A 14,342-nucleotide genomic window follows, 5' to 3' on the forward strand; every position below is an offset into this window, starting at 1 on the left:
ATTCATTATTTTTAAGGAGGAATATCATTTGAAGAAATTCGCTCTTAGTCTACTCTCAGTTATGATGGTAACAGTTATGCTTCCATTCACCGCAGGGGCCGCTTCATCAGAACCAAAGGAACAGGTGGATCCAAGACTCGTTTTTCGAGTTGAAAATCAACAAATTCACAATTCGAATTTTACAAATCTGGATGACAAAATAGATACGCTTAAAACGTTGGATGAAGGGACGATCGTTGTACGCTTTCGCTATACCGGATCTACGATTATGTCCTTATTCTCACTGAGTAATAACACGTTACCAAATGGTCATTTTCATCTCTATGTCACACCTTCTGCTATCGGAAGTGAGAATCGATATGAAGAGCCAGGAAAGACATCGGTTAGTACGCATGTCAAAGCGGATGTGGTGGTGAAAGAAAATGAAGTGCACACTGTTGCCATGGTTGTTGACAAAGAGCAAGGATACAAGTTTTTCCTTGATGGTAAGCTCGTCAAGCAAGACACTACTACAGCCAAAAAGTTTCTCAATAATATTTATGCACCAAATCGCGCAGAGTTAGGTAGAACAGATAGAGCATCCGGTTCTAACAAATATGCGTTCAACGGTGAAATAGACTTTGCAGAAGTATATAGTGAACCGCTAGCGGATCAGGATTTAATTGATGTTACAGGCGTCACAAGTAAGGCTCCGGTTGAGAATCCATTGCCTGATGAAGCATTTATTACAGATCCGTATAACGTATTTTATCCGGGACTTGATGGTTCGAAAGCTTTCCGAATTCCTTCACTTTTGCATACGATGGACGGGACGTTAATTGCGGGGATCGACAAACGGATCAATCATGGGGGGGATTCACCCGCTAATATTGACATGATGGTAAGACGAAGTTTGGATCAAGGTGAGACTTGGGAGAATGGAATTGTTATCAATAATTATCCTGGTAACGCTTCAAACATAGACCAATCCTTACTACAGGACAAGGAAACGAAACGGATCTTCTCTTTAGTTCTCGGATTTCCAGAAGGTGGCGGATTCCCTACTTCATCAAGAGGTACGGGATACAAGACCGTCGATGGCAAAAAATATTTACTTCTGAAAGATTCGAGCAATCAGGAATACACGGTGCGTGAGAACGGAGAGGTGTTTAACAGTTCGAACGAAAAAACAATCTATAAAGTAGACTCTTTAAGAAATCTGTATAACAACGATACAAAAATCTCTAATATTTTCCTTAGCAATTCACCGCTGAAGCCGCTCGTTACTTCTTATCTTGAGCTGTGGCACAGTGATAATGATGGTAAGACTTGGGAAGGACCAGTAAATTTAAACGCTGACTTGAAAGAAGATTGGATGGTATTCTTGGGGGCAGGTCCAGGTACCGGCATTCAATTAACAGAAGGTCCTCATGCGGGCAGATTGGTTTTCCCAGTGTATTTTACGAATGAGAAAAATAGACAAGCTAGTGCAGTTATTTATAGTGATGATCAAGGAGCAACGTGGCATCGTGGAGAGTCCCCGAACCATGGGCGAATTGTTAATGGAGTTACTCTTGATGAGAGAACGTTCGACGGTTCTGCGAATGAACTTACGGAAGCACAAGTGCTGGAGATGCCAGATGGACAATTAAAAATGTTCATGCGGAATTATTCAGGATATGCGCAAATCGCAACAAGCTTTGATGGTGGCGAGACTTGGGATTCCGAAGTCGTGACGGAGCGTGATTTGATTGCGGCTTATTGCCAATTAACGGCAATTCGTTATGATGGCCAAATCGATGGGGAAGAAGCGGTTATTTTTGCAAGCCCAGCTAATTCATCTAGCAGAATAAACGGCACAGTAAAGGTAGGTTTGATTAAGGAAGACGGAACTTATGAAAATGGTAAGACGAAGTATAAGTTTGATTGGAAATATTCGCAATTAGTAAAAGAAGGCTACTATGCTTATTCAAGCTTAGCTAATTTGGCTGACGGTAATATTGGTTTGTTTTATGAAGGAACAGGCAGCGAGGAAATGAGTTTCATTAAATTTAATACGGAATATCTCAAATGGGATCGGCAAGGTGAAATAGCAAGTCCTGAGTTAACTTCGATCACCCTAGAATCTAATCAACCAGATGGTTATGCAGCCAATGATAAAGTTAGGGTTAAAGCCGTCTTTAATCAATATGTCATGCTGAATGGTGACCGGACGTTAAAAGGTAAGATTGGTGATAAAGATGTTGAATTTACGCTACTAGGTTCCAATGATGCTGGCACAGAATATGTGTTTGAAACTGAGTTTCCGGAGCTTGCTTCCGGTGAATACCCACTAGTTGCAGGATTCAGTACGAACCTGGACATTAGAAACACTTATGGAATAGCGTTGGATTCGGTGGGCGGTGACAATCAGCTTAATACGGTGATACAGTCCAAATCCACAGAAGAACAAGGAACATTCGCAACGCTAACGGTACCCAAACGCGTGAACCCTGGTAAAGAGTTTAAAGTTGAACTCAAATTAAATCAGATCAAGGAACTTGTATATGCACATGATATTAAGGTTCAATTCAATACAGACGTTATGGAATTCGTATCTGGAACCTCCTTGGTTGATGGTGTGCAGTTATTAGATACGGTCACTACAGTTCCAGGACAGAGCCGTTTCCTGCTCGCTAGTAAGGGAGCAGATCATGCAGTGTCGGGTAACGTTCCACTATTAGAGCTTACCTTCAAAGCGAAGGAATTGCCTGAACCGAAGTCTGGTGAAATTCGGATATCGAATGTGACAATGGGTGATGCGAATGGAGTCGAAACAAATGCAACAGGTTCCGCTGGGACGGTTGAAGTTTCACCTGGAAATACAAACATCTCTGAAGATTTGAATGGTGATGGCAAATTCAGCATTGGTGACCTTTCTATCGCAGCGGCTCACTATGGCAAAGATACAACAAGTCCGGATTGGAATATAGCGAAAGTCGCGGATCTGAACAATGATGGAAAAATTGACATCTCAGATCTTGCAGCGATTGCTACGAAATTAGTAGAGTAACGCGTTTTGGCGAGGAGGTAGGAGTTCAATCCTCCTCGCTATTTTTGATATAGATTTAACTAGCATTCTGTCTTAACATAATAGGAAATATATGTATTTATGGAGCTTGTCTTATGACAGGTTTCTTTTTTTTTAGGAGAGAGGCGGTCCTCTTAAAAACAAATCAAAAGTTGTAAGTCTAGAATACTAGTCAATAAAGTTTTTGGGCAAAGAATACGGTCAGTTAATCCTATTAAATAAAAATAGACAAAAGGCATCATAACATTGTCCACACGATATAGAAATCGAGTTCATATGATGATAGAAATGAATTGGAAGGTAGTGATTTCATGGCATCTACAACAGGCATTATTACGAATACGGGGACTTCTTCTGCATCAAACATTGTGATTAACATTAGCAATGACAATCTTAGTTTTTCATCTAATGTTGTTTATCATATCTATGTATGGAACAGCTTGGTAAGTAAAGCATTGATATATTCCAGTTCACTTAATATCAATGCAAATACGAGTCAAATTCTTAATTTCAACATCTTAGGAAATACATCTTACGAGGTTCAGTTTCTTGTAACAGGTACGGTTCCAACCGATACGGTCATCAATGTATTTGGGACAGATTCATCTGGAAACGTTATTCCGCATCAAAAAGTGTTACAAGAAGAACTTACTCAAATTGCTCAACTTAATCCATAGGTTGAGTGAAACACCTTTACAAGTATGTTAACAAGGAGGTAGCTATGGTAAACATACAAATCTCACCCAGTACCAGTGGTCAATTTGAACCAACCATTGCGGTTAACTGGCTTAATCCCTCCGTTATGATAGCGGTGGCAGTAGATTTAAGTTCAGGACCACCGAATATTGGGTTATATAAGTCAATCGATGCTGGAGCAACATGGAGCACGACATTACTTCCGTTACCAACCGGGTTTGCGGGTATAGAGGCCCCGCATATTGATTATTTTTTTCCAAATTCTTTCGTTGTAGCGGCCCACGCTTTTGATTCGGACGGTCTCAGCGGTTCAATCGTATCTTATACCTCTAACGACAACGCTTCTTCGTTCGGACCGCCAGTCATTGTGAACCAAGGATTTGGACAGTTTGTGAATGACGATCAGGTTGTTGTTATCGCCGATAAAGCAGGGTCCAGCCCGTTCTTCGGAAATATTTATACAGGCTATACTCACGATTACAACACAGAATTTATACCCGGAAATACCATATTTTTTAATCGTTCTCTCGATGGGGGAACCACATACGATCCTCCTTCTCTCCTTTCTTCCGTCACCGAATTTGAAGAATTCCCTGGCATTGCAATCACATTAAACGGAATCCTTGTTGTAGGTTGGATCACCCAACCTCCTGGTAACACTTCTTTAAATATTCGTACATCACTTGATGGCGGAGCAACATTCACTACTGAAACGATGGTTGACTCTGTCGTTGTACCACCATCACCACTTCCAGGATATCAATTCAGGTGCCTGACATATCCAACTTTAGCAGCGGACACATCAAACTCACCAGCTACACGAGGAAATGTCTATGCGGTATGGCAAGATTTTAGGGAAGGATACTCCGATATATTTCTTGCAATTTCCACAAATTTTGGTGTGGATTGGGGGACACCCGTGTCTATTACAAATAGTCCAGTGGGATCTCAAAGTTTTTTCCCTACTATTACTGTTTCCCCAGCTGATGGTGCAATATTTGTCTCCTATTACACTAACTTATTAAATCCACCTGATATTGATGTTTATCTAGCTACATCAAGAGATGGTGGATTGACGTTTACAAACACTCGTATTACGACGACTTCGTTTGACGTCACTGGTCTTCCTCTAATTGGAGACTACATCGGAAATGCACTTGTCCCTCAGACAGGCCGTCTTGTAACGGTTTGGACTGATACTCGGACTGGGACAGAAAACATTTGGTTTGGTGATAACCAATAACATCAGGTAGATACACATGGTTTGATGAAATCACAGAACGTGGATAGCGAAACAGACGTCAGCACGGTGGAGCTAGTAGAATTTGCTGATGGTCGATACACTAGCAGGAATCCATAGCTGAATAAATACTCGAAGGCAACTGGTCAGTATGATCGGCTGCCTTTATTCGCCCTTAAAGGCAGGATAGTAGTAATGACACCGCGAATACCTTGAGAATCAAAGGTAACAGGGGGATTTTTATGTTTGAAGGATTATTTGGGAAAAGGGATTCGGAGGACGAATACGAGAGACAAAGGCTATGGAAAGAATCTCGAGATGAAATCCAACACGATGAAAAAAATGCAAATTCTAATTTCTATAGTGTGTTGATTCATTTTACACCGCAAGCATCGTATATCTATTTGATTGAAAATGATATATTCGAAGTTCAAGCAGGGGTTGCATTTATAGATTCTGATTTGCAAATCGTTGGTTCATTTGTTTGTCAAAATGAATTGGCATCCTTAGAAGAAGTAGAAGACTTTTTAATAGACTATCAATTAATCAATCCAATTCGGCTGAACTATTACTGAGAGGAGAACTTGCTTTATAATTATTAGTTTCCTACTATTCTTCTCAAGGCTCGACAGTGGTCTACACTCTAGTCATGTAAGATTTACTCCTCTAAATATAAAAAAGACTCCATGTTAGGAGTCTTTTTTTCTTATAGTTCGTCCGTTACTTTTGTGGAATGATGAGCTGGCTGTGAGAATAGGAAGTGGAAAAACGTAAGGACTTTTGATAAGAACGGGTATGCATGGTTTTGACAGTGGACTCAGGGAATGAGAAAATATTATATTGTAGAAAAAACACTGTTGCTTGGAGGCATATCAATGAATAAGCGTTTTCGTATAACAAGATCGATGCAAGAAAACAATGCGGAGCAAACGATCTCTTTGGAGGAGTGCAAACAATACTTTGCATCCAAACCTGACTTTACGTACTCATCGGTTTTTACCGTTAAAGGACCCGAGAGTACGATGACCATCAATGGAGATTTTTTTATGTGGAAGCAGGGAGACGTAGAAATTCCTTTCCGACTTTACATGGGAGATATCTATGTAGCCATATCAAACGATGATATAGTTCCTAAAATGATTGAAATTGCAACGGATTTACGAGCAGATATTGTTGAAGGTTAAAGGTTGGAGGGCCAATCCATAGGCGGGTAGAGGGAGCCGCTATAGTTTTAGTGTCTACCTCTTTACTTCCCGCCACGAATCCAACTGTTCTTGCACTTCTTTCCTTACCTCGTCAATGCCAGCTTGTTTGAGCTCCTCGTTAAACTTCGGGAGGATCGTGTCAATATCGACAGATCCCGTCATAAGACTTGGATAGTATTTCTTCCAAATCATTTCGATATTATCGGTTTGGGCAGTCACCTTGGATAGATCAGGAGTAAAGCCGAGCACATTGGACTTGGTTGCTTCAGCGTTGTACTTAAGAAATTGATCCCATTTATCGAGAGGTTCTGGGTTATTACCGCCCATCGTTTTTAGGATAAACCAGTTACCTTGAGTGTATTGTACTCCTGCATAATTTGCAGGTGCGTCTGGGATCGGGTCACCATGGCTATCTTTACTAGGGATTGGGACCGCTTGCCCTTGTTCATCTAGCGTGTAATGAACTCCTTCAATCCCATAATTAAATAAGTTTCGGATTTCAGGGTCGGTATTGAGTAGATTCAGAAACTTAATACTTTCGATGGGATGTTTGGTGTTGGCATTAACAGCCATGATTCCACCACGGACGGATTCCGTGGTCACGACGGTGGGGGTTACGGGATTGGATACAATTTTATAACCTCGATCCTTACTCCAAGCAGTCTCCGGGAGTGGGCCACCACCTGAGGACTTCCAGAACACTTTATCGCCACGTTTAAGTCCGCCAGGCTCTCGTAGCGCTGCATCCTTGTTAATGAAGCCCTCTTTATAATAACGACGTAAAGATTCTAAAACCTGCTGCGCTTCTTTTGTTTCAAAGATGTTTACAATCTTAGCATTAGGGTCCAGTGATTTCACCATCAAGGGAACTTTATTGTTCACTATATATTCGTAGCCATAGAGAGAGAAGAAATTGTGTGAATCCTGATCCAACTCCATAGGTATGTAAGAAGGTTCTTTCTGTTGAATCATCCGGAGTAAGGGTTCGAGCGATTCAAGCGTATTATACTTTGTAATATCGATATTGTACTTTTTTACTAGGGAAGCAGGGTACATCCAATGATCACGAACGGCAAGCTCCTTATTGGTTGGTATACCGTAGATGCCTCCATCGTTCATCATGATCCCTTGCCAAAAGGTGGGGTCAATACTACCGTACATATCTTGACCCAGACTCGCTAGGTAATCATCGAGTCTCAGCCATGCTCCGCGCATAGCAGTGGTTGCATAATTGGGTGCAAAAGCAATGTCGAAAGGGCTTCCTGCGGATATAAGCGTATTTAACTTATCTTCATACTCTTGCCATCCTACTTTGATATAGGTAATCGTCACACCAATTTTACGAGCCATGATTTCGTTGATTTTATCATTTACGAGCTGTAGATCTTTGTCGGGCTCTCCAATCGTGTAATATATTAGATTTACGGGATCACCGACATATTTATCATTGTTGTTTTTGCTAGGCTGCCGTGAACAACCGGTCATATACGCTGTGAGAAGCAGTATAAGACTAATTGTCATGAAGATATATCTGTGTCTATCGTGCTTCAGCATTGATATCCTCCTTTCAGCCGAGTTCGTTGTTATCCTTTTCCCCGCAGATCAGAGGGGGATTTCCCAAAAAAGCTTTGGAAGTGTGTATAGAAATAATTGAGATTGTTGTAACCAACGGAAAGCGCGATACTAGAAATCTTATCACCTGTCATTTGAATTCGTTCTTGTGCAAGGAGCATTCGGTGAGCCATTAGGTATTCTGAAAATTTCATTTTGGTTTCTTTTAGAAATAATTGACCAAGGTAGGTACTATTCATCTGGAATCGCTCTGCTACTGATTTTAAGGTAATATTCTGACCATACTCGGTTTTGATCATGAGAAGAATACGATTGACCAGCTTGGATAAGCTGTCGTAGCTTACACCGAGAACAGGATCCTTGTTCAAACGATCGTTGCTACTATTTCCTAACGTCCCCTTTAGATCTTCAACAATGATCTTTTCTATCACTTGCTGTAGCTTAATGCGATCTATAGGCTTGAGCAGATAGTCTTTGACACCACAGCGAATAGCTTCTTGGGCGAACTTGAATTCACTATAACCACTCATAATAATATATTTCGTAGGGATATGAAGATTGTTGAGTGTGCGGATTGCTTCATATCCAAGATTTTTGCCAACACAAACATCAAAAATTGCGATATCTGGAAGGTGGTCTACGACCTTGGAAATAGCTGATTCCGTGGATTCGCAGGTTTCGATCTGACCGAATCCGTATTGTTCCCAGTTGAGGATTCGCTTCATCCCCTCCAAAATTTGAGGTTCGTCATCCATGATCAACAGTTTGTACATGTTCAATCACCTCTTTTGAAATCCTGACCGAAATTTTTACTCCAGCTTCTTCATTATTCTCAATCTTTAGAGAAAAGCTGTTACCGTAGAAGAAGTGAAGTCGCGTGTTTACGTTACGTAAACCGATGCTCTTAGATGAAGAATCATTACTAGAAAGAGTGCTTCGAACTGTATGTAAACGCTCCTCATCAATTCCACGCCCATTATCCACGAATTCTAATACATAATAGTCTTCAGCTTCCCAACCGTTAACTATATACAGGCTAAACTCATTGCTAGCGATAAAGCCATGGATAAAAAAATTTTCAGCTAAAGGCTGCATCCAGAATTTTACGGTAGGGACCCTAAGTAAGGCAGGGTCTACATTGACTTGATAATAGAAACGCTCTGGATACTTAAACTCCATAATATCTAAGTACTTCTGTAGCAATTCCAGCTCGCTTGCGATAGAAATAATATTCTCCTTTTTAACAATATCTCGATAGAGCGCCCCTAAAGTAGCAATTGCGTCAGCCGTGTCTCTGTCTTGGTTAACAAGAGCAGTGGAGCGGATCACCTCTAACGTATTATATAGAAAATGAGGATTAATTTGATTCTGAAGAGCTTTCATCTCGGTTTCTTGCTGCTTTAACTTAAGCAAATATTCGTTACGTATATGTTTATCTAACTGCTGGATCATATCGTCTAATTCTCTTGCAATCATGCCGTATTCATTTCGACGATAACGAGCGGGGCGATTAGGTGTAAAATTGGCTGTTTTCACACGTCCAATCGATTGAATAATGCGATGTAGGAAGCGGGCATCATCCCGCATATTGTACACAATGATCAGTAGTACGCTAATCATGGTCGTAAGTACGATTAGAATGATGGAGTGTAGCATCTTGGCATGCTGACGAATGAGCATAGATAAGTCAACGATGCTAACGAGTTTGAAATTAAACTTGGTGGATGGAAAGGTGACAAAAAATACATGCTTAAAAAGACCCTTCGAAAGATAACCATGACTGCGCCCATTCGCTGCTGCCAGACGGGAAAATTCTTTCAAGTCTTGATCCTGTTCATTACCGATAAAGTATATGTCACCTGAAGCACTAACTGCTGCAGCTTTACCCAATCGATAATTTTGTATCGATTTAAAGATTTGATCACTGCTGACCAAGAAACGAAGTTCCCCGAGTTCATGAGAGGCCAATGCTCCATCTGATAGTTTCTTTCGATATACGAATCCTTTTAGAATGGTATCTTGAAAAGCATCATCTGTATTTGGAAGACCGAACATGAAACTTTCAGTTCCGTTTTCGTTAAAGCGTACGACATTACCATAATGGTTGGCATGCAGACTAATCTGCGTAATTTCACCTTGCGCCCAGTTGTAGAGGTAGGTTTTAACATCCTCTGGGAAGGAAACCAGCGGTTGTGAGAATTGGCTGTTTTGCAGTCTACTGGTTAAATACCCTTCAGCACTGCTGCTTAAAAAGCTTCGAGCATCATCCATTAAACTGGGATTAGAGTATATACGCTGCATGTAAGCCTCAATTCGATCAGCATCATACTGTAACTCATTCTCAACACTAGAGAAAGCATTAGCAGCCTCAATACGGGCATCACCAACCCATTGATTCATCAGCATTGCACAGGTCAGAATGCCTAGCGCAAGTCCAATGGTCAGGACGAAGATGACATAGGCAATAAACTTATGACGATAAATTTTGATCTGTAAAAAAGAGCTCATACGACACCTCAATTGCAGTAGGTCGCCTTAAAGTAACCGTTTACCATACCACTGTATCATGATTAAGCAATGCTTCATAGATAGCAAGGAAAAAGCATCCCTTATAGACGGTCTCAATAAGGGATGCGCATAAATGATATCTTACTTGAAGTAATTATTAATTTGTTCTTGTGCTGCTTTCATAATCGTGTCCATACCTGCGGACTTTAGCTCAGCCGTAATCTTCGGAACCATTTTCTCCGGATCAGATGCTCCAGTAATTAGTTCATATTTGTATTTATCCCATACCGCTTGGCAATTTGCCACTTCTGTCTGGAGATTGCTGATGTCCAGTGCGAATCCGAGAATAGTGGAAGATGTCGCTGCATCATTCAGCTTTTTAACTTGTTCCCATTGATCTTCAGGAGCACCGTTTGTAACCGCTAGATTAAAGAATGTACCTTGTGTGTAAGCTGCCAATGGCCAAGTATCGGAAGTACGTTCGATGACCTTTTCACCATCGACATTATTGTAGTCTACGCCTAATTCACCGAATGCTAGCATATTACGGAGTTTTGGATCTGTGTTGACTAATTCGAGATATTTCAGTGCTTCCTTCTTATATTTTGAATTTGCAGAAATCGCGTTCAGGGACCCTTGGATTGTACTCGTTGTATAAATAGGTCCATAGTGCTGAACCATATCATATTTTTGAACAGCATCATTGATTTGCCAACTTACTTCTGCACCTGGAAAGGCTTGAGCTGCAAAGAATGGTCTGCCTTTATCGTTCTCCGTTTTAGTCGGAGCATCAGGGTTGATGATGCCATCTTGATACCATCCATGTAAGATCTTCAGACTATTCAGAATATCAGGTTGCTCGAGAACAGAGACCACAGTGCGTGATGCATCGTCCGCTTTTACGCCAATTGGAGGGAATCCAAGTGTTAAATCGTCATATTCGTTAAAGAAACCATTTAAGCCTTCACCTTGCGTCATTGGCAATGGGTAGAAACTTTTGCCTTCAGCCTTCATTGCGTGCAGTGGCTTATCGAGATCTTGCAGTGTCTTGATATTGTTAATATCAATATTGTACTTTTGCACATATTTATCATCGTATACCCAATACTGCGTTAGTGCTGAATCCTTATACGTAGGAACGGAATAATACTTCCCGCCTATTTTTGTGCCTTCCCATACCTTTTCAGGAATCAATTTGTATAAGTCAGGTGTTTCACTTTGAACCAGATCCGTGATATCGGCTAATGCACCCATAGCCACTTGCTTGCTGTATTTACCGCTGTTCGTGAACATAATGTCAAACGGTTCGCCAGTATTCACAATCGTGTTTATTTTGGTATCCCATTCACCCCAGCTGGCAACTTTAATGTCAATTTTCACACCAATCTTCTCAGCGGTGTATGCATTCATGGCATCAATCGCTTTATCGAAGTTATTGGGCACTTGGCCGCCGATGGTCCACCAGACCAACGTAGGAATATCTTTACTCTCTGTTGTCGTGTCCTTTGGTGTGTCCACTGTCGTCGATCCATCCGTAGTAGAGGTAGACTTCGATCCGCTACAGGCTACTAACGCAGTTACCAATGTTAGAATAAAGAGTGTAGAGATGAACTTTACAGTTTTCTTCATTCCATATCCCCCTTTTAAAAGTGTGATTTCACTGTATTCGTTGTACAGTGAGATATCATAAACCAAGCTTGCTTGGCTTATTTCATCATTATCCTTTGACAGCGCCGATCGTTAGGCCAGAAATAAAATACTTCTGAAAGAAAGGGTAGGCGAATGCTACAGGTAGAACAATGAGAATGGCTACTGCCATGCGGGCAGATTCCTTCGGCATCGTTGCCACAAGTACTGCGTAGCTAACACCCATACTTGCGGCATTCTTGGCGAGTGCATCAACATTGCTCATTAAGCTGTTCAGTAGTGCTTGCAAAGAATATAGGTTCTGGTTGTCGATATATAACATCGATTGGAACCAGTCATTCCAGTAAGCAAAGCAGAGAAATAATCCAATTGTTGCAATTACCGGCAAAGATATCGGTAAGATGATTGAGAAAAAGATTCGTAGCTGGCTCGCGCCATCGATTTCAGCAGATTCAATGAGCCCATCGGGAATAGTACTTTTGAAGAAGGTTTTACAAATGATAACGTTGAATGAAGAGACCGCTAGCGGTAAAATAAGTGCCCAGACGCTGTCCTTTAATCCTAATAAGTTTGTATTAATGAAGTAGCTGGATACAAAACCGCCATTAAATACCATAGGGATGAATACCACCCAGGTTAGAAAACCCTTTAGCTTATATGTTGGACGAGAAAGTACATAGCCCATGGAGGTGGTAAGGAATACACCAAGGACAGTACCAACCACTGTAACAAGTACAGATACGCCGAGCGCCCGCAGAATCATGGTTCCCTGCTGGACAATATAGGCGTATGCCTCTCCTGACAAAGCAATCGGTAGTAGATGATATCCTGACTCTCGGATTGAGGCCTCACTAGAAAATGAAATGGATAGAACAACAACTACTGGTATGACACAAATTAGCGACAAGATAATAAAAATCAAGTTAAAAAAGATATTCACGACGTTGCTTGTACGGTTAAATTTCTCAAGGCCCGTTTTGTAAGCAGTTCTTGTTGTCATCGTCTAACCTCCTTACATCATCGCGCTATCAGGATCAATTTTGCGAACAATCCAGTTAGCGGTTAGAATTGTTGCGCAACCCAGAACGGACTGTATGAATGCGGCAGCTGATGCCATCCCGATGGTTGCGCTTTTTAGTTGCTTATACACCATGACATCGATCGTGGTAGACACGTTAAAGAGAGAATTGGAATCTCGCGTGACTTGATAGAACAGACCAAAATCGGTATAAAATATGCGTCCAACTGCCAAAATGAACATCATGACTATAACTAGCTTGAGCATTGGCAAAGTAATAAATCTTGTCTGCTGCCAAATGGAAGCCCCATCAATAGTAGCTGCTTCATAATAAGTGCTGTCAAAGCTTGTGATGGTTGCCAAATAAATGATCATACCATAGCCCAAACCTTTCCAGATATTTAAAAGAATTAGAAAGTAGGGCCAGTATTGTGGCTCCATGTACCAATTAACAGGATCGCCACCCATACTGACGAGCATTTGATTGACAATCCCTTTATCAAAACTTAAGAAGGCCCAGCCTACAGCAGATACGACAACCCAAGATAAAAAGTAGGGGAGGAACATCATCGTCTGATAGACTTTACTTGCTTTACGGCTGTGGAGTAGACCGATCATAATAGCGAAAAGAACGGGTAGTACAATGCCTAGAACGACAAAAATAATATTGTATCCAACGGTATTTCGAATAATGATCCAAGCGTCATTTGACTTGAATAAAAACTCGAAATTTTTGAAGCCAACCCAAGGACTGTTAAATACATTGCTCAAGAAACCGCCACTAATTCTGAAGTTTTTGAAGGCAATAATGATCCCGAACATAGGTAAGAAACAAAATAGTATGTACCAAATCGTTGTCGGTAATGCCAAGAGGGTTAGTTCTGTATCCTGTTTATGCCAACGAAATAGTAAGCGCTTTCTTTTATCTTTTTGTTCAGCTGTAAAGCTCATGACTATCACTCCTTCCGGTGGTTTATCGTTTGTATTGCACTCGTTATGTTCATTGTATAGAGGAGGATTCGATGCTTCTAGATAACAAACTTGATACTATAGTCAACAAACGTTAGATTTGAAACAATTCTAGATTGTTTGTGGCTGAAGATGGCTCGGTTATTATTACATTGAAAGAGTTCCAGGGACAAAGGGGATAGGGGGATGAACTGAACTAATTTGGTTAATTGTAATTTTCGAATGTCGCAGGAAAAATAAAATAGCTAATCAGAAAAAGCCTGATCAGATGATCAGGCTTTTTCTGATTTTGTAGGATAATACGTAGGCACGAGAATGCAGAATTGCTGACTTGAAGACAAGCGTTTTTCATAAATTATGAAGGCTATTGCGAGTCTTAATTTAAACGATACACCTGATATTGCTTTCGGTATTCTCCCGGCGTGAACGAAGTTTGGC

11 protein-coding genes are annotated in these 14,342 nt (G+C 40.9%); 5 read left to right on the forward strand and 6 right to left on the reverse strand.

What is annotated here, in order from left to right; translation table 11 throughout:
- The first annotated feature begins 28 nt into the window (after nt 1–28).
- The 5 genes from KFT32_RS06110 to KFT32_RS06130 all read left to right on the forward strand — a co-directional run bounded on the left by KFT32_RS06110 (nt 29) and on the right by KFT32_RS06130 (nt 6,169).
- Nucleotides 29–3,031 carry a sialidase domain-containing protein gene (locus tag KFT32_RS06110; RefSeq protein WP_211746236.1) on the forward strand — a complete coding sequence of 1,001 codons (3,003 nt, stop codon included), beginning with the start codon at nt 29–31 and terminating at the stop codon, nt 3,029–3,031.
- Between the two features lie 329 nt (nt 3,032–3,360).
- Complete coding sequence (locus tag KFT32_RS06115) at nt 3,361–3,726, forward strand: hypothetical protein (RefSeq protein ID WP_211746237.1); 366 nt, start codon at nt 3,361–3,363, stop codon at nt 3,724–3,726.
- Between the two features lie 44 nt (nt 3,727–3,770).
- Entirely contained in the window at nt 3,771–4,988 is a 1,218-nt protein-coding gene (locus tag KFT32_RS06120) for a sialidase family protein (RefSeq protein WP_211746238.1), read from the forward strand.
- Nucleotides 4,989–5,227: 239 nt separating this feature from the next.
- On the forward strand, nt 5,228–5,560 hold the full coding sequence (locus KFT32_RS06125; RefSeq protein ID WP_211746239.1) for a hypothetical protein: 333 nt from the start codon (nt 5,228–5,230) through the stop codon (nt 5,558–5,560).
- Nucleotides 5,561–5,860: 300 nt separating this feature from the next.
- Nucleotides 5,861–6,169 (forward strand): hypothetical protein, encoded by a 309-nt coding sequence (locus tag KFT32_RS06130; RefSeq protein WP_211746240.1) that lies wholly within the window; start codon nt 5,861–5,863, stop codon nt 6,167–6,169.
- Nucleotides 6,170–6,223: 54 nt separating this feature from the next.
- Here KFT32_RS06130 and KFT32_RS06135 read toward each other — a convergent pair whose 3' ends face one another.
- The 6 genes from KFT32_RS06135 to KFT32_RS06160 all read right to left on the reverse strand — a co-directional run bounded on the left by KFT32_RS06135 (nt 6,224) and on the right by KFT32_RS06160 (nt 13,886).
- Nucleotides 6,224–7,744 (reverse strand): ABC transporter substrate-binding protein, encoded by a 1,521-nt coding sequence (locus KFT32_RS06135; RefSeq protein WP_211746241.1) that lies wholly within the window; start codon nt 7,742–7,744, stop codon nt 6,224–6,226.
- A 29-nt stretch (nt 7,745–7,773) separates the two neighbouring features.
- On the reverse strand, nt 7,774–8,535 hold the full coding sequence (locus KFT32_RS06140; RefSeq protein ID WP_211746242.1) for a response regulator transcription factor: 762 nt from the start codon (nt 8,533–8,535) through the stop codon (nt 7,774–7,776).
- A complete protein-coding gene (locus KFT32_RS06145) occupies nt 8,510–10,270 on the reverse strand; it encodes a sensor histidine kinase (RefSeq protein ID WP_211746243.1) in 1,761 nt (586 codons plus the stop codon). The genes KFT32_RS06140 and KFT32_RS06145 overlap by 26 nt, the downstream gene beginning before the upstream one ends.
- 141 nt (nt 10,271–10,411) lie before the next feature.
- Nucleotides 10,412–11,899, reverse strand: a complete 1,488-nt coding sequence (locus KFT32_RS06150; RefSeq protein WP_211746244.1) for an ABC transporter substrate-binding protein — start codon at nt 11,897–11,899, stop codon at nt 10,412–10,414.
- Between the two features lie 88 nt (nt 11,900–11,987).
- Complete coding sequence (locus KFT32_RS06155; protein WP_211746245.1) at nt 11,988–12,917, reverse strand: carbohydrate ABC transporter permease; 930 nt, start codon at nt 12,915–12,917, stop codon at nt 11,988–11,990.
- Between the two features lie 12 nt (nt 12,918–12,929).
- On the reverse strand, nt 12,930–13,886 hold the full coding sequence (locus tag KFT32_RS06160; RefSeq protein WP_211746246.1) for an ABC transporter permease: 957 nt from the start codon (nt 13,884–13,886) through the stop codon (nt 12,930–12,932).
- Between the last annotated feature and the right edge of the window lie 456 nt (nt 13,887–14,342).

Origin of the sequence: Paenibacillus sp. Marseille-Q4541 (assembly GCF_018310695.1) — a bacterium.
Classification (GTDB): Bacteria; Bacillota; Bacilli; order Paenibacillales; family Paenibacillaceae; genus Paenibacillus.

Excerpts from the sequence above, each read along its gene's own strand:
- KFT32_RS06115 (WP_211746237.1), top strand. The coding sequence starts at position 3,361 with ATGGCATCTACAACAGGCATTATTACGAATACGGGGACTTCTTCTGCA.
- KFT32_RS06150 (WP_211746244.1), bottom strand. The coding sequence starts at position 11,899 with ATGAAGAAAACTGTAAAGTTCATCTCTACACTCTTTATTCTAACATTG.
- KFT32_RS06125 (WP_211746239.1), top strand. The coding sequence starts at position 5,228 with ATGTTTGAAGGATTATTTGGGAAAAGGGATTCGGAGGACGAATACGAG.
- KFT32_RS06135 (WP_211746241.1), bottom strand. The coding sequence starts at position 7,744 with ATGCTGAAGCACGATAGACACAGATATATCTTCATGACAATTAGTCTT.
- KFT32_RS06145 (WP_211746243.1), bottom strand. The coding sequence starts at position 10,270 with ATGAGCTCTTTTTTACAGATCAAAATTTATCGTCATAAGTTTATTGCC.
- KFT32_RS06130 (WP_211746240.1), top strand. The coding sequence starts at position 5,861 with ATGAATAAGCGTTTTCGTATAACAAGATCGATGCAAGAAAACAATGCG.
- KFT32_RS06155 (WP_211746245.1), bottom strand. The coding sequence starts at position 12,917 with ATGACAACAAGAACTGCTTACAAAACGGGCCTTGAGAAATTTAACCGT.
- KFT32_RS06120 (WP_211746238.1), top strand. The coding sequence starts at position 3,771 with ATGGTAAACATACAAATCTCACCCAGTACCAGTGGTCAATTTGAACCA.
- KFT32_RS06140 (WP_211746242.1), bottom strand. The coding sequence starts at position 8,535 with ATGTACAAACTGTTGATCATGGATGACGAACCTCAAATTTTGGAGGGG.
- KFT32_RS06160 (WP_211746246.1), bottom strand. The coding sequence starts at position 13,886 with ATGAGCTTTACAGCTGAACAAAAAGATAAAAGAAAGCGCTTACTATTT.